This window comes from Planotetraspora phitsanulokensis (genome assembly GCF_016863295.1).
GTDB classification, from domain to species: domain Bacteria; phylum Actinomycetota; class Actinomycetes; order Streptosporangiales; family Streptosporangiaceae; genus Planotetraspora; species Planotetraspora phitsanulokensis.
This window is the reverse complement of the sequence record NZ_BOOP01000044.1, coordinates 60,987-76,119: the sequence shown is the minus strand read 5'-3', so window position 1 is coordinate 76,119 and position 15,133 is coordinate 60,987. Positions and strand designations below refer to the sequence as shown.

12 protein-coding genes are annotated in these 15,133 nt (G+C 69.7%); 1 reads left to right on the top strand and 11 read right to left on the bottom strand.

Annotation, left to right across the window (positions count from 1 at the left end):
• Positions 1 to 420 precede the first annotated feature (420 nt).
• Positions 421 to 3,597: a penicillin acylase family protein gene (locus Pph01_RS37430; RefSeq protein ID WP_204077973.1), complete on the top strand. Its 3,177-nt coding sequence runs from the start codon at positions 421 to 423 to the stop codon at positions 3,595 to 3,597.
• 212 nt (positions 3,598 to 3,809) lie between these two features.
• Here Pph01_RS37430 and Pph01_RS37425 read toward each other — a convergent pair whose 3' ends face one another.
• The 11 genes from Pph01_RS37425 to ruvX all read right to left on the bottom strand — a co-directional run bounded on the left by Pph01_RS37425 (position 3,810) and on the right by ruvX (position 15,110).
• The gene (locus tag Pph01_RS37425; protein ID WP_204077972.1) at positions 3,810 to 6,380 is read right to left on the bottom strand and encodes a phenylalanine--tRNA ligase subunit beta; all 2,571 of its coding nucleotides are present in this window, start codon (positions 6,378 to 6,380) and stop codon (positions 3,810 to 3,812) included.
• Positions 6,380 to 7,480 (bottom strand): phenylalanine--tRNA ligase subunit alpha, encoded by a 1,101-nt coding sequence (gene pheS, locus Pph01_RS37420; RefSeq protein ID WP_204077971.1) that lies wholly within the window; start codon positions 7,478 to 7,480, stop codon positions 6,380 to 6,382. The genes Pph01_RS37425 and pheS overlap by 1 nt, the downstream gene beginning before the upstream one ends.
• 116 nt (positions 7,481 to 7,596) lie before the next feature.
• Positions 7,597 to 8,631 (bottom strand): sensor histidine kinase, encoded by a 1,035-nt coding sequence (locus Pph01_RS37415; RefSeq protein ID WP_239117312.1) that lies wholly within the window; start codon positions 8,629 to 8,631, stop codon positions 7,597 to 7,599.
• Positions 8,632 to 8,799: 168 nt separating this feature from the next.
• A complete protein-coding gene (locus Pph01_RS37410; protein ID WP_204077969.1) occupies positions 8,800 to 9,633 on the bottom strand; it encodes a TrmH family RNA methyltransferase in 834 nt (277 codons plus the stop codon).
• Between the two features lie 73 nt (positions 9,634 to 9,706).
• Positions 9,707 to 10,087, bottom strand: coding sequence for a 50S ribosomal protein L20 (gene rplT / locus Pph01_RS37405; protein WP_204077968.1), 381 nt, complete (start codon positions 10,085 to 10,087; stop codon positions 9,707 to 9,709).
• Between the two features lie 21 nt (positions 10,088 to 10,108).
• A complete protein-coding gene (gene rpmI / locus Pph01_RS37400) occupies positions 10,109 to 10,303 on the bottom strand; it encodes a 50S ribosomal protein L35 (RefSeq protein ID WP_203887424.1) in 195 nt (64 codons plus the stop codon).
• A 207-nt stretch (positions 10,304 to 10,510) separates the two neighbouring features.
• Positions 10,511 to 11,212, bottom strand: a complete 702-nt coding sequence (infC, locus tag Pph01_RS37395; protein ID WP_425570108.1) for a translation initiation factor IF-3 — start codon at positions 11,210 to 11,212, stop codon at positions 10,511 to 10,513.
• 203 nt (positions 11,213 to 11,415) lie between these two features.
• A complete protein-coding gene (locus Pph01_RS37390) occupies positions 11,416 to 12,258 on the bottom strand; it encodes a shikimate dehydrogenase (RefSeq protein ID WP_204077967.1) in 843 nt (280 codons plus the stop codon).
• Entirely contained in the window at positions 12,255 to 13,391 is a 1,137-nt protein-coding gene (gene mltG / locus Pph01_RS37385) for an endolytic transglycosylase MltG (protein WP_239117307.1), read from the bottom strand. Before mltG (Pph01_RS37385) ends, Pph01_RS37390 begins: the two co-directional genes overlap by 4 nt.
• 190 nt (positions 13,392 to 13,581) lie before the next feature.
• Positions 13,582 to 14,616, bottom strand: coding sequence for an endolytic transglycosylase MltG (gene mltG / locus Pph01_RS37380; RefSeq protein WP_204077965.1), 1,035 nt, complete (start codon positions 14,614 to 14,616; stop codon positions 13,582 to 13,584).
• Positions 14,613 to 15,110, bottom strand: a complete 498-nt coding sequence (ruvX, locus tag Pph01_RS37375) for a Holliday junction resolvase RuvX (RefSeq protein WP_204077964.1) — start codon at positions 15,108 to 15,110, stop codon at positions 14,613 to 14,615. The genes mltG (Pph01_RS37380) and ruvX overlap by 4 nt, the downstream gene beginning before the upstream one ends.
• Positions 15,111 to 15,133 lie beyond the last annotated feature (23 nt).

Genomic DNA, 15,133 nt, shown 5'->3' with positions numbered 1-15,133 from the left:
TCGGGGCGGCCGCGGCCGCCCCGGGTGATTCAATCGCGGAACGCGCGGGCGTCTGCGGGACGGCACGGGAGGGCGGTTCCACCGTCCCGCACGAAGTCAGGACAAGCGCGACGCCGAGGAGCACGAAAAGCCTCATGCCCCCAACACGCCGCGGCCTCCGCCGGGGTTCAGCCGTGCCGCAATGTGTGTCCGATCGGAAAGGTCTTCGTGACATGACGACCACGACCACGGTGGTCGGGTTTCCTGCCTGCTCTCAGTCACAAGCGCCCTTCACTCCCCCATTGCCCCGTTGGTTACCACCGAGTATCGTCCCGAAGTGAGCCCAGCTCATGTTCGCGCGCGTGAACAGTGTCGCCAAGATGTCGCCAGATGTCCCCTGACGTCCCTTCACCCCCCGACCACGCGAAGGGTAGTTCCCGCATGCACGCGCGCCTTCGACGGGCGATCACGGCCGCCGCCGCGTTCGCCTTACTCGCCGTCGGCCTCCCGGCCGTCCCCGCCTCGGCGGCTCCGTCATTTCCCCCGGACGACTACTGCCTCGGCCAGTGCGCCGACGTACTGCCGCCCGGCCAGAACGGCAACGCCACCCTCATCGAGATCATCGGCAACCAGGGCTTCGGCACCTTCCCCACCCACAGCACCGACCAGCTGAGCAAGTACGCCAACCTGATCTCCGGCTACACCGGGCTGACCGACGACCAGATCACGAACTTCTTCAACGACAGCTCGTTCGGAGTGCCCGCCGGTCAGGTGGAGAGCACGATCAGCCCCCGCTCCGACGTGACGATCGTCCGGGACAAGGCGACCGGCGTCCCGCACATCACCGGCACGACCCGGGCGGGCACGATGTTCGGCGCCGGATACGCCGGCGCCCAGGACCGCCTCTGGCTGATGGACCTGATGCGCCACGTCGGCCGGGGAGAGCTGACCCCCTTCGCCGGCGGCGCGGCGGGCAACAGGGACCTGGAGCAGAGCGTCTGGCGCAACTCCCCGTACACGGAGGCCGACCTCGAGGCGCAGGTCGACAGGCTCAGGAGCGAGGGGCCCCGGGGCGCGCAGCTCTACACCGACGTCCAGAGCTACATCGCCGGCATCAACGCCTACATCGACTACTGCATGGCCAACCGGAACTGCCCCGGCGAGTACGTGGTGACCGGCCACCTCGACGCGATCACGAACGCGGGCGGGCCCGTCGACTTCAAGATGACCGACCTGGTCGCGATCGCGGGTGTGATCGGCGGCCTGTTCGGCGGTGGCGGCGGGGCCGAGATGCAGTCGGCCCTGGTGCGGGTCGCGGCCCGGGCCAAGTACGGCACGGCCGCCGGCGACCAGGCCTGGCAGGCCTTCCGCGAGCAGAACGACCCGGAGACCGTCCTGACCCTGCACGATGGGCAGAGCTTCCCCTCCGGAGACGCCCCGGCCGGAGCGACCGGAGTCGTCCTGCCCGACGCCACGAGCGCGCCCGTGGACATCACCGAGAATGAGAAGGGCACGGCCACCTCCTCAACCACCGCGGCGAAGAGCGCCCTCACCGGCCTGACCGTCGACAACAGCAAGCCGAGCATGTCGAACGCCATCGTCGTCTCGGCGGACAAGTCGGCGAGCGGCCACCCGATCGCCGTGTTCGGCCCGCAGACCGGTTACTTCGCACCGCAGCTGCTCATGCTGGAGGAACTGTCCGGCCCAGGCATCCGGGCACGCGGCGCCGCCTTCTCCGGACTGAGCCTCTACGTCCTGCTCGGCCGCGGCACCGACTACGCCTGGAGCGCCACCTCGAGCCTGCAGGACATCACCGACACCTACGCCCTCACCCTGTGCGACCCGAACGGCGGGACGCCCACGACGTCGTCGGACTACTACCTCTACCACGGCACCTGCACGGCCATGGAGACACTGAAGAAGACCAACTCCTGGAAGCCGAGCACGGCCGACGCCACCGAGGCGGGATCGTACGACCTCGTCATCAAACGGACCAAGTACGGCCTGGTGAGCTGGCGCGGCACGGTCGGCGGCGTACCCACGGCCTTCACGACGCTGCGCTCGACGTACCAGCACGAGGCCGACTCCGCGATCGGGTTCCAGATGTTCAACGATCCCGATGAGATGGGATCGCCCGCCGCCTTCAAGAACTCCGCCTCCACGATCGGCTTCGCGTTCAACTGGTTCTATGTGAACTCGGCCGACACCGCGTACTTCATGTCCGGGAACAACCCGGTGAGGTCGGCCGTGTCCGACCCCAACCTGCCCATGACGGCCGACGCCGCACACGAGTGGGCCGGGTTCGACCCCGCGACGAACACCGCCACCTACGCGGCGCCGAGCACCCACCCCCAGGCGGTCAACCAGGACTACTTCGTCAGCTGGAACAACAAGCAGGCCAAGGACTACGGCTCGGCGGACGGCAACTTCAGCTTCGGGTCGGTCCACCGCGGCGACCTGCTGGACACCCCGGTCAAGGCCGCCCTGTCCTCCGGGACCCTCGACCGCAGCGGCACCGTGAAGATCATGGCCTCCGCCGCGACCACCGATCTGCGCGGCCTCAAGGTCCTGCCCAACCTGCTCCGCGTACTCAAGAGTTCGGCGGTGACCGACCCCGCACTCTCGTCGGCGGTGTCGAAGCTGTCGACGTGGGCGTCGGCCGGGGCCAAGCGGGTCGAGACCTCCCCCAGCAGCAAGGCGTACGCGAACGCCGACGCCATCCGCATCTTCGACGCGTGGTGGCCGAAGCTCGTGCGGGCCCAGTTCAAGCCGGGCCTGGGTGACGGGCTCTACCAGTCCCTGATCAACGCGCTGCAGATCAACGAGTCGCCTTCGGGCCTGCAGCAGGGCGACATGTCCTCGTTCCCGACCTCCGCGAACGAGGCCCAGGCGCACAAGGGCTCCTCGTTCCAGTACGGCTGGTGGGGCTACGTCGACAAGGACCTCCGCAACGTGCTCGGCGACCCGGTGGCCTCTCCCCTGCCGGCCAAGTTCTGCGGCGAAACCGTGGCGGCCTGCCGTACGGTCCTGCTGAACAGCCTGTCCGCGGCGGTGGCCGAGCGGGCGACCACCACCTACCCGGGTGACGCGTCGTGCGCGGCGGGCAACCAGTGGTGTGCCGACGCCGTCCAGCAGTCGCCGCTGGGCGGGGTGAAGCACCCGCTGATCTCGTGGCAGAACCGGCCGACCTACCAGCAGGTGGTCTCGTTCCCCGCCCACCGCGGGGACTCGGTCGCCAACCTGGCGGCGGGCGCGACTGCCAGTGCGAACGGCACCCAGAGTCCGAACACGCCGGCGAAGGCCATCGACGGCGACCCGTCCACCCGATGGGCGAGCGACTGGACCGACAACCAGTACATCCAAGTGGATCTCGGCTCGGTCAAGAGCGTGGGGAGGGCGATCCTCCGCTGGGAGACGGCCTACGGCTCGTCCTACCGGATCGAGACGTCGGCCGACGGAGCCAACTGGACCCCTGCCTACTCGACGACCAGCGGGAACGGCGGTACCGACAACGTGTCCTTCACCCCGGTCGACGCCCGATACGTCCGGATGCAGGGCGTCAAACGCGGCACCACCTACGGCTACTCCCTCTGGGAACTGGAGCTCTACAGCAAATAACCCGCGTGACGAACACCCCCGCGTGATCATGCACAGACTCGGAGACAGCCGCCGTCAGCGGCCGTACGGATGAATCCACGCATGATCACGCGGGGGAAAGGCGCAGGCAGACGCATCGACCACCGAAAGCATGCATGATCACAAACAAGGTCGGGGCAGGTCAACAGGCCTGCCCCGACCTTGTGCATGATCACCCCAAAGGATGCCGGAGCTCAGGCGCCGCGGAGTTGGGCTCCGGTCCGCTCGGCGGCGAGGGCCACGGCGGCGTCACGAGCCGCCGTCGTCTCCTCGGCCGTGAGCGTCCGGTCCGGGGCGCGGAACCGCAGGCTGTAGGCCAGCGACTTGTTGCCCTCGCCCACCTGCTCACCCGTGTACACGTCGAACAGCCGGATCCCCTCGAGCAGGTCCCCGGCCCCCGCGCGCAGCGCGGCCTCCACCTCGGCGACCGGCGTGTTCGCCGGCACGGTCAGTGCGACGTCCTGTGTGGCCACCGGGTAGGCGGACACGGTGGGCGTCTGCACCGGATCGGGCAGCGCGAGCGCCGACAACTCCAGCTCCATCGCCGCCGTACGCGGAGGCAGGCCGTACGCCTCGATGACCCGCGGGTGCAGCTCACCCGCGTGTCCGACCGTCACCGTCTCACCGGTGGCGGCATCGGTCACGGTCAGGACGGCGCAACGACCCGGATGCCACGGCTCGTGCTGGTCCGCGTTGACGCCGAGCTCGACGCCGGCCGCCCGGGCCAGCGTGCGCGCGGCCTCGACGGCGTCCGCCCAGGACGCCTGGCGACCCGCACCCCACCAGCCGGACCGCTCGAACTCTCCCGCGAGGACCACGGCGACCCGTTGCGGCTGCCGCGGGAGCGCCTTCTCGATCTCGGCGAGCTCCTCAGGGGTCGGCCTGCGATCGACCGCGAGCACCGGGGCGGCCGCCGGAGCGTCCGCGTCCGGCCGATAGACCAGCCCGATCTCGAACAGCGCGACGTCGCCGGACCCGCGGCCCACGTTACGGACGAGCGTCTTCAGCAGGCCCGGAAGGAGCGTGGTCCGCATGAACGGCTCGTCCTCGCTCAGCGGGTTGACCAGCCGGGACACCCTCCTGCGCGCGTCGCCCTCGGGCAACTGCAGACCGTCGAGGTCGCGCTCGCCGATGAACGGATACGACAACACCTCGACGTATCCCGCCGCGGCCAGCGCCCGCCCGACGCGGCGGCGCCGCCGCTGCCCCTCCGTCAGCCCCGCCCCCGCGGGTGCGGCGGGCAGCACGGACGGCAGGTGCTCGTACCCCTCGAGCCTGATGACCTCTTCGGCGAGGTCGTTAGGGTCGGTCAGGTCCGGCCGCCACGACGGCGGCGTGACCGTGATCAGGTCGTCCCCCTGCACGGCGAGCTTGTCGGCAAGGTCGCCGCTGGAGACCACCCCGGTGGCGGCGACGCCCTGGCCGCCGCGGACTCCCGCGACGCCTCCGTCGGCCACCGTGCAGCCCACCTGCTCGAGCCGCCGGACCACGGTCTCCCGTGTGTACGGCAGGCCCGCGACACGACCGGGGTGACCGGCCGGGATGGTGATCGTGATGGGCGCCGCCTCGACCTGGGCGTGGGTGACGCCCGGCTCGGCCGTGGCGCCGCCCAGCTCGACGAGGAGCTGTACCGCCCGCCATGACGCGATCAGCGGAAGCTCCCGGTCGACGCCGCGCTCGAACCGCTTGGACGCCTCGCTCACCAGGTTGTGCCTGCGGGACTCCCGCGCGATCCCGGTCGCCGAGAAGTGCGCGGCCTCGATCACGATGTCGCTCGACGCCGCGGAGATCTCCGTGTGCAGGCCGCCCATCGTGCCCGCCATCGAGATCGGGCCCGAGTCGTCGGTGATCAGGATGTCGTCCTCGTGGAGCTTGCGGACGACGTGGTCGAGCGTCTCCAGCGTCTCGCCCGCGCGCGCCCGCCGCACCACGATGCCGCCGGACAACCGGGAGCGGTCGAAGGCGTGGAGCGGCTGCCCGAGCTCGAGCATGATGTAGTTCGTCACGTCGACGGCCAGCGAGACCGGGCGCATCCCCGCGCGCACCAGCCGCAGCCGCATCCAGAGCGGGCTCTCGGCCGCCGGGTCGAACCCGGAGACCGAGCGCAGCACGAAGCGGTCGCAGGCCGTGGGGTCGGCGATCGACGCAGGCCACGACTCGCCCGCCACGGCGGGGGGCTCGACGGCGCCCGGGTCGCGGAACGGCACGCCGAACGCGGTGGCCGCCTCGCGCGCGACGCCGCGGATCGACAGCGCGTAGCCCCTGTCGGGGGTGATCTCCAGCTCGAGCACGTCGTCGCGCAGGCCCAGCAACTCCACGACGTCCGCGCCGATGGGCGTGTCCTGCGGCAGCAGGAGGATGCCGGGGGACGACTCGGCGATGCCGAGCTCGGCCTCCGAGCAGATCATCCCGTCCGACAGCCTGCCGTACGTCTTCCGGGAGGCGATCTCGAAGCCGCCGGGCAGCACGGCGCCCGGCAGGGCCACCGGAACGACGTCACCCTCGACGAAGTTGACGGCGCCGCAGACGATCTCGCGGGGAGCCGCCTCGCCCACCTCGACCCGGCAGTGCCGGATCGGCTTCTTGAAACCGGCCAGCTCCTCGATCGCGAGGACGCGGCCCACGACCACGTTCTTGATCTCGTGGCCGTACGCGGTGATCGACTCGAGCTTCAAGCCCGCGGCGGTGAGCTTGTCGGCGACCTCGTGGGCCGTGACGGCAGGGAGATCGACATACTCCCGCAGCCATGAAAGCGGGACCTTCATCAGACCTCCATCCCGAACGGCAGGGTGAACCGGACGTCACCTTCGACCATGTCGCGCATGTCCTCGGCGTTGTGGCGGAACATCAGCGTGCGCTCGATGCCCATGCCGAACGCGAACCCGGAGTAGACCGAGGGGTCGACGCCGCAGGCGATGAGGACGCGCGGGTTGACCATGCCGCAGCCGCCCCACTCGATCCAGCCCTCGGACTTGCACGTACGGCACGCCGGGTTGCCCGGCACGGCCGACGACCCGCGGCAGACGAAGCAGAGCAGGTCCATCTCGGCCGACGGCTCGGTGAAGGGGAAGTAGTTCGGCCGGAAACGGGTGCGGATGCCCTCACCGAACATCACCTCGGCGAACCGGTCGAGGGTGCCCTTGAGGTGCGCCATCGTCAGGCCCTTGTCGATCGCCAAGCCCTCGACCTGGTGGAAGACCGGGGTGTGGGTGGCGTCGAGCTCGTCGGTTCTGAAGGTCTTCCCCGGCGAGACCACGTAGACCGGCAGGGGCCGCGACAGCAGTGCGCGGATCTGGACCGGTGAGGTCTGGGTGCGCAGCACCTTCCCCGACTCGGTGCTCTCCACGAAGAACGTGTCGTGGTCGGAGCGGGCGGGGTGATCGGGAGCGATGTTCAACGCGTCGAAGTTGAACCATTCGCCTTCGAGCTCGGGCCCCTCGGCCACCTCGTAGCCCATCGCGACGAACGCGTCCGCGATGCGCTCCTGCAGGGTGGTGAGCGGGTGGCGGGCGCCGCGCGGAGCGCGGTCCCAGGGCAGCGAGACGTCGACGGTCTCCTCGACGAGGACGCGCGCGTCGCGCTCCGCCTCGAGCTCGGCCTGGCGCGCGGCAAGCGCCTCGCCGATGGCCTTGCGGGCCGTGCCGATCCGCTTGCCCGCCTCCGCGCGGGCCGCGGGCGGAAGGGCGCCGATCTCCCGGTTGGCCAGGGCGATCGGCGAACGGTCGCCGGCGTGCGCGAGGCGCGCCTTCTTCAGATCTTCGAGGTCATTCGCCGCGGCGATCGCGGCGAGGGCGTCGGCCTGCGCCCGCCCGACTTCGTCGGCGTGCAACGGCGTCACCTCGACCGGGTCATAGGTGTTCGACAAGAGAGAGCTCCGTATCCAGGGCGTGCGAGCGCCGGGCGCCCAGCATGGTCGAGTTTAGTGGGATCAGCCCACCGGGCCGTCATCCGCGCTGCGCGAGCCGCGCGGAACTGCGCAGCTCAGGCGAAGTCAGGAGCCCCGGTGGGCAAGATAAATCGGAACTCCGCGCCGCCGCCGGGGGCGCGCTGCACGCTGATCGTGCCGCCGTGCGCCTCGACCAGGCCCTTGACGATGAACAGGCCGAGCCCCGTGCCGCCCCTGCGGCGCCCGTTGCCCCGCCAGAACTGGCGGAAGACGCGCCCGACCAGCTCGGGCGCGACGCCCTCACCCTGGTCACGCACGGACACGGCTACTCCCCACTCGACTGGCTCGACCACTACGGACACCGTACCCCGTCCGTGCCGTACGCCGTTCTCCACCAGGTTGGCCAGAATCTGGTCGATCTTGTCCTGGTCGAGCCAGGTCTCGGGGAGATCCCCGTCGGCCTCGAGGTGGAACCGGTCCTCCGGCTCTCCGGCGGCCACGCGGCCCGCGATGATCTTCCGGGCCCGGGCGGGGATGTCCACGACCTGCCGGTGCACCTGCAGCCGGCCGGACTCGATCCTGGACACGTCGAGAAGTTCGGTGATCAGCCGGGTGACGCGGTCGGCGTCGGCGTTGACCGTCTCCAGCATGACCAGCTTCTGGGCGTCGGTGAACCGATCCCACTTGGCGAGGAGCGTCGCGGTGAACCCCTTCACGCTGGTCAGCGGGGACCTGAGCTCATGGGCGACGGTCGAGACGAGGTCGGCCCGGCTCCGCTCGACCCGGGCCCGGGCGGACGCGTCCCTGATCGTGATCACTACTCGGATGACGGGGCCGCCCCGCTCGGGTGCACGGACGAACCGAGCGGCCACGAGTAACTCCTGGCGGCCGGGGAGGCTGAGCGGACGTTCAGGCTGCCGGCTGCGGCTCCTCAGGCCTCCGCGCGGGTCGAGCCACTTCCACCAGTCGCGGCCTTCTAGGTCGCGGAAGGGCAGGACGTCGGTGAGGTGGCTGCCGACCGCTCGCTGCCGGCCGACGCCGGTCAGCCGCTCTGCCGCACGGTTGACGACGAGGATCCGGCCCCCGTGATCGGCCACGACGAGCCCGTCGGGAAGCTCGTCGACGCAGATGTAGGCACTCCCATCGGAAACCCCGTGAAGGGAACCGCTGGGGGTGTCGCCACCTCGCACGAGACCGCCTCCTCAGCCCTCGGGAGCCCCGCGGGACGGAACCACGCCGCCTGACTCAGCGCGACTCCACCGCCGACAATAGCGGGTTTCCGGGCACCGTCAGCAGCCTCAGCGGGGCGAGGTGGTGGGATCTTCCACAGAATGTAAGGTCTGCCGTTGCACGCGGGCGGAAGAGTACAAGCACACGGCCGCGGCGGTGGCGAGGTTGAGGCTTTCCGCCCGTCCGTAGATCGGCACCCGGACGACCTCGTCGGCCAGCGCGAGAAGCTCGGGTGGCAGCCCCCACGCCTCGTTGCCGAACAGCCACGCGGTGGGACGGCTCAGATCGACCTCGTCGAGAGTCGTCGTGCCCGCACCGTCAGCGGCGAGAACCCGCAGCCCCGCCTCCTTGGCCTGCCGTACGGCTTCCTCGACGGGCGCACCGGTCGCCACCGGCAGGTGGAAGAGGCTGCCGGCGCTGGCCCGGACGCACTTGCCGTTGTAGGGATCGACCGACGCGTCGGTGAACACGACCGCGTCGGCTCCCGCCGCGTCAGCGGTACGCAGGACCGTGCCGGCGTTTCCCGGATCGCGTACGTGAGCCAGCAGCGCCACCAGGCGGGCACCCGCGGGTACGGCCTGCCCGAGGGGGACATGGACGAACCGGCAGACGGCCAGGATTCCCTGCGGGGTGATCGTCTGGGTCAGGTCGGCCATCACCTCGCCGCTGGCGCGGTGGACCGGAACGCCCGTCGCCGCGGCGGCGCCGATGATGTCGGGGTGGCGCGACTCGGCGTCGGCCGTGGCGAACAACTCGACCGTGACGCCATCGATCGTGAGGGCCTCGCGGACCGCCTGCGGTCCCTCGGCCAGGAAAGCCTTGTCCCGGTCGCGGAAGGCCCGCTTGGTCAGCCGCCGCGCGGCCTTGACCCTCGGCGACCTGATGTTGGTGAGCTCCGCCATGCCTGACCCCGACTTCCCTTGACGTGAGTGAGGGCCCGCCGGATGACGGCGGGCCCTCACTGAAGCTGTGCTACTACGCGACCGGCGCGTTCACGTCGGCCGGCAGCGCCTTCTTGGCGGACTCGACCAGCGTGGCGAAGGTCGGGGCGTCGTGGACCGCGAGATCGGCGAGGATCTTGCGGTCCACCTCGATGCCCGCGAGCCGCAGGCCCTGGATGAACCGGTTGTAGGTCATGCCGTTCGCCCGGACCGCGGCGTTGATGCGCTGGATCCACAGGCGGCGGAAGGTGCCCTTCTTGTCCTTGCGGTCCCGGTACGCATAGGTCATCGAGTGGAGCATCTGCTCCTTGGCCTTGCGGTACAGCCGCGACCGCTGCCCCCGGTAACCACTCGCCCGCTCGAGGACGACCCTGCGCTTCTTCTTGGCGTTGAGCGCCCGCTTCACGCGTGCCATTTGACTATCTCCCCGGGGTCGTTACTTGGCGAGCAACTTCTTGATCTTCTTCGTGTCGGCGTCAGACATGACGACGACACCCTCGAGACGGCGCGTACGAGTGGACGGCTTGTACTCGAACAGGTGCTGCCGGTTGGCACGGCGGCGAACGATCTTGCCGGAACCGGTGAGCCGGAACCGCTTCTTCGCACCGCTGTGCGTCTTCATCTTCGGCATGTCAGCCGTCTCTCCCTCGTTGTCCGTACCGCCGGCCCGGGGCTGGTGCCCCGGCCGACGGCATGCTCACTACTCGAGACCGCCTCGGTCTCGGATTCCCGTGCTCCGTCTGATGGCTCAGAAGGAGCTCGTCACTCCGCCTGTGTGAGATCGCTCCACCCGCGTGACGGCCATCCGGTCCGGCGTGATCACTCCGCTCGCGCGGGGTCACTCGACGGACGCGGCCGCCTCGTCAACGGACGCGGCCGCCTCGTCAGCCGAATCCACCGGGGCGTCCGCTCCGCGCTGTGCGCGTGCCGCGGCGCGCTCGGCCTTGGCCTCGGCCTTCTTCTTGTGGGGCCCGATCACCATGATCATGTTGCGGCCGTCCTGCTTGGGCTGCGACTCGACGAACCCGAGCTCCGTGACGTCCTCAGCGAGCCGCTGCAGCAGCCGGAAACCCAGCTCAGGCCGGGACTGCTCGCGACCCCGGAACATGATCGTGACCTTGACCTTGTCCCCCGCCTTGAGGAAGCGCACGACGTGACCCTTCTTGGTCTCGTAGTCGTGCGGATCGATCTTCGGCCGGAGCTTGATCTCCTTGATGATCGTGTGTGCCTGGTTGCGGCGGGCCTCGCGCGCCTTCATGGCCGACTCGTACTTGAACTTGCCGTAGTCCATGAGCTTGCAGACAGGCGGGCGGGCCGTCGCGGCGACCTCGACGAGGTCGAGATCGCTTTCCTGGGCCAGCTTCAGCGCATCCCCGATTGAGACGATGCCGACCTGCTCGCCGTTCGGGCCGACGAGGCGGACCTCCGGCACACGAATACGATCGTTGATGCGGGGCTCGGTGCTGATGGGACCTCCAAAAGGCTTCCGCTTGGTGCTCGACCGTGCAGGGAAAAAGCAAAAACCCCGCACGTCACGCATGCGGGGTCACTGAGCTCTCCTGCCGAAAACTCCGGTGTGATCCTTGACCCGTCTGCCTTTCGGCGGATCAGGTGGGAGGAGGACCTCCGCTTGCGCGTCCAGCTGGCATGCCGGACCGATCGATGGCTTACGTTACCACAAGCACGCGCGATCGCCGAACTATTCCCCCGGTGATACGGGCCTGACCGCAGGGCCGTCCCGGATCAGGCCGCGCGCCGGGCGATCTCCGCCTCTCCGGCGGCCCGCATGGCCTCGACGGGGACGTCCCCGTACCCGGTCATGAGCTCGACCTGCCTGGCCGCCTGGTGCAGCAACATCGAAAAGCCGCTCACCACCGTCCCACCACGCCCCTGTACGGCTCTCGCCAGCGCGGTGGGCCAGGGCGAGTAGACCACGTCGAGCAGGGCGCCCTTCTCGGGCAGGCCCGTCGCGATCTCGTCGGCGAGGCCGTCCGCGGCGCCGGAGGGCAGTGTGGAGATGATCAGGTCCGCGTCCACGGCCGCCCTGTCGAACGTGGCGAAGGTCCGTACGGCCAGAGCGACGTCGAGGCGCTCGGCGACCTCCAGGGTCTCGGCCGCGCGGCCGGCGTCCCTGACCACGAGGGTCGCCCGGGCGAGGCCCAGCTCCCGGACCGCCGCGACGGCGGAGGCGGCCGTCGCTCCGCCCCCGAGGATCGTGATGGCCGAGGGGGCCGACACCCCCGTCTCCGCCAGCGCCTGCACGATCCCGTAGACATCGGTGTTCTCGCCGTGGCGCGCGCCGTCCCTGAAGATCACGGTGTTCGCGGCTCCCACCCGCACCGCCAGTTCCGAGACCGTCTCCAGGAGCGGCAGTACGGCGCGCTTCAGCGGCATCGTCAGCGACAGGCCGGCCCATTCCGAGCCCATCGTCTCCACCAGCGCGGGCAGCCCGTCCTCGGTGCACTCGAACGCGTCGTATCTCCAGTCCCGCAGCCCCATCGCGGCGTACGCCGTCCGGTGCAGGATCGGGGACAACGAGTGCCCGATCGGAGAGCCGAGGACCGCGGCCCGGTGCCCCGTCGTCATCCGTAGTTCCTGTTGAACTCGTCGCGGAGCTGCCAGAACTCCGACTCCTTGTCCGTGAACTTGGTGATGCCCTTCTTCGGGTCGGTGGTCACGAACCACAACCAGTCGCCGTCGGCCGGGTGCAGTGCGGCCTCGATCGCGTGGTCACCGGGGTTGGAGATCGGACCGGGCGGCAGTCCCTGGTGCTGGTAGGTGTTGTACCGGGACGTGCTCTTGGTTTCGGCCTCCGTCGCGGCGATGTCGTACTTGTTCAGGCCGTACATGGTGGTGCTGTCCATCTGGAGCAACATCGGCGGGTTGCGCTGGAGCCGGTTGTAGATGACCCGGGCCACCTTCGGCATGTCGTCCTGGCTGCCCGACTCGGCCTGCACGATGCTCGCGACGATCATGACGTCGCGGGGGCTGTAACCGATCGCCTCGGCCTGCTTCTCGAGGTCGACCTTGTTGGCGGTCTGGGTGAACCTGTCGACCATCGCGGTGAGGATCTCCGACGCGCTCATCTTGTCGTTGATCTCGTAGGTGGCCGGGAACGCGAAGCCCTCGAGCTGCTTGTTGGCGTACTTGGGCAGGCCGATGTCGCCCTTGGCCGCCTTCTTGAACTCGTTGACGGACTTACCCGTCGCCTTGGCGAGCTGCTCGTAGATCTTGCTGAGCCGCAGCCCCTCCTGGAAGGTCAGGTCGTCGCGGATGCGGTTCTTCGGATCGAGCAGTTCTACGGCGGCGGCCGCGGACATGCCCTTGCGCAGCTTGTACTGGCCGGGCTGCAGCGACGCGCCCTTGCCGGCCTCTCCGATCGCGTTGACGAACGCCCGGGCGCTGGCCACGACACCCTGCTTCTCCAGGTCGACGGCCACGTCGGAGGCGGTGGCCCCCTCCTCGATCTGAACGACGACCTCCCCCGTGCCGGGGCCGGAGAAATCCTTCACCGTGACCACGTCGCGGACCCAGGTGTACCCGAAATACCCCACTCCGGCGAGGATCAGGAGGATCACCAGGACGGCGAACACACTGGCGGCGGCGCCCTTGCGGCGCTGCCGCTTCCTCCGCTTGCGACTGCGGCGCTGCTGGCTGCGGCTGCCTCGAGGCCGACGTCCAGGACGCTCCTCGTCCTCGTCGCCTAGCAGGAAGTCCATGCCCAGATCGTTCATAGTTGCGCTGGCCAATCTCTCGGTACGACCGGCTCCGCGTCAAGCGAGTGTGCCAAACCGAGGGGGGTTCCGGCAGGTGGGGGTGGGTGGTCGCTCGTCCCGTGTCCTCACCGACGTTACACGGGGTGGGGACACCCGATATGTGAAACCTCAGCAGGACGACCGACCTCAACGGCTAGTTCGTCCCCAGGTTCTTGTTCAGCTCCTCCCGATATTTCAGGAACTCCGCCTCTTTGTCAGTGAATTTGGTGATTCTACGGCCTGGATCGGTGGTCACAAACCAGTACCAATCGCCCGAAGCGGGATGAAGCACCGCCCGCAGGGCCTTCTCCCCCGGGTTGCCGATCGGCCCCGGCGGCAGGCCCTCGTGCGCGTACGTGTTGTACGGCGAGGCGATCTTGGTGTCCTGCTCCGACACCTTGAGCGTGTGCCTGCGCAGGGCGTAGTTGACCGTGCTGTCCATCTCGAGCTTGCCACCGCGGACGAGCCGGTTGAACATCACCCTAGCGATCTTCGGATAGTCCGCGTCCTGGCCGCCCTCGGCCTGGACGATGCTCGCCATCGTGACGGCCTCCAGCGGGGTCAGCTTCCGCTCGGCCGCGAGCCGTTCGAGGTCGACGTGCCGCGAAGCCGCGCGGAATCGCTCGATCATGTCGCGCAGCAGGTCTCCCGCCGTGGCCGTCGGCTCGACCTCGTAGGTGGCCGGGAACAGGAACCCCTCGACCTGCCCCTTGGCGTACGCCGGAAGACCCAGCTTGCCGGGTTCCGCGACCGCCTTGGTGAAGTCCGCCAGCGGGAGCCCGGACCCCTTCGCGAGCGTGGCGAGCACGTCGGCCAGACGCATGCCCTCCGGCACGGTGACCTTCCGGATCACCCGGGACGCGGGCGTGAGCAGCAGATCGAGGGCCGCGGAGGCCGCCATGCGCCGCTTCAGCCGGTACTGGCCGGGGTGGAGGCTCGACTCCTTCGAGCGCCGCACCACCTCGTCGACGAACGACTGGGCGCTGGCGACCACCCCCGCGTGCTTGAGCGTCTCGGCGATCTCGCCCGCACTCGCCCCGGGGGTGATCTCCACGGTGACCGACCCGGCCCCGGCGCCCTCGAAGTCCTCGGAGCCGGGCGCCGTCCGCACGATGGAGCTGACCCCGAACGCGATGGCGGCCGCGACCAGGGCGGCGCCACCGATGACGACGCCCGTCGCCCGCCTCACCTGGCGGTCCCGCCACTCGCTTCCTCGCCAGGCTGCCCGCCTGGCGGCTCGAGGGGCCGGCCCGGCGGTCTGCCGGTCGTGCTTTCGAAGTCGAGCGCGGCCTGGAGGAGCACGACGGCCGCCGCCTGGTCGATGACGTCACGCTGGTTCTTCGCCTTCACGCCGCTCGACCGCAGCCCCTGCTGCGCCGTCACGGTGGTCAGGCGTTCGTCGTACAGCCGGATCGGCGTGGGCGCCAGCCTCACAGCGAGTTCGGTCGCGAAGGCCCGCGCCGCCGAGGCGGCATGGCTCTCTCGCCCCGACAACGACGTCGGCAGCCCGACGACGACCTCGATCACCTCGTGTTCGGCGGCGATCTCGGCGATCCTGGCGAGATCGCCGCGGCCTCGCCGTACGGTCTCGACGGGCGTGGCCAGCAGCCCGGAAGGGTCGCTGCGGGCCACGCCGATCCTGACCGAGCCGACGTCGATGCCGAGCCTGACGCCGCGTCTCATGACCAGATCTCCACGCGCGCGGG

What these genes read in the sequence shown, in the direction of transcription:
- Pph01_RS37430 (WP_204077973.1), top strand. Translation starts at nt 421, where the DNA reads ATGCACGCGCGCCTTCGACGGGCGATCACGGCCGCCGCCGCGTTCGCC.
- Pph01_RS37425 (WP_204077972.1), bottom strand. Translation starts at nt 6,380, where the DNA reads ATGAAGGTCCCGCTTTCATGGCTGCGGGAGTATGTCGATCTCCCTGCC.
- Pph01_RS37410 (WP_204077969.1), bottom strand. Translation starts at nt 9,633, where the DNA reads ATGGCGGAGCTCACCAACATCAGGTCGCCGAGGGTCAAGGCCGCGCGG.
- rplT (WP_204077968.1), bottom strand. Translation starts at nt 10,087, where the DNA reads ATGGCACGCGTGAAGCGGGCGCTCAACGCCAAGAAGAAGCGCAGGGTC.
- rpmI (WP_203887424.1), bottom strand. Translation starts at nt 10,303, where the DNA reads ATGCCGAAGATGAAGACGCACAGCGGTGCGAAGAAGCGGTTCCGGCTC.
- infC (WP_425570108.1), bottom strand. Translation starts at nt 11,212, where the DNA reads ATGCGTGACGTGCGGGGTTTTTGCTTTTTCCCTGCACGGTCGAGCACC.
- Pph01_RS37390 (WP_204077967.1), bottom strand. Translation starts at nt 12,258, where the DNA reads ATGACGACGGGGCACCGGGCCGCGGTCCTCGGCTCTCCGATCGGGCAC.
- mltG (WP_239117307.1), bottom strand. Translation starts at nt 13,391, where the DNA reads ATGGACTTCCTGCTAGGCGACGAGGACGAGGAGCGTCCTGGACGTCGG.
- ruvX (WP_204077964.1), bottom strand. Translation starts at nt 15,110, where the DNA reads ATGAGACGCGGCGTCAGGCTCGGCATCGACGTCGGCTCGGTCAGGATC.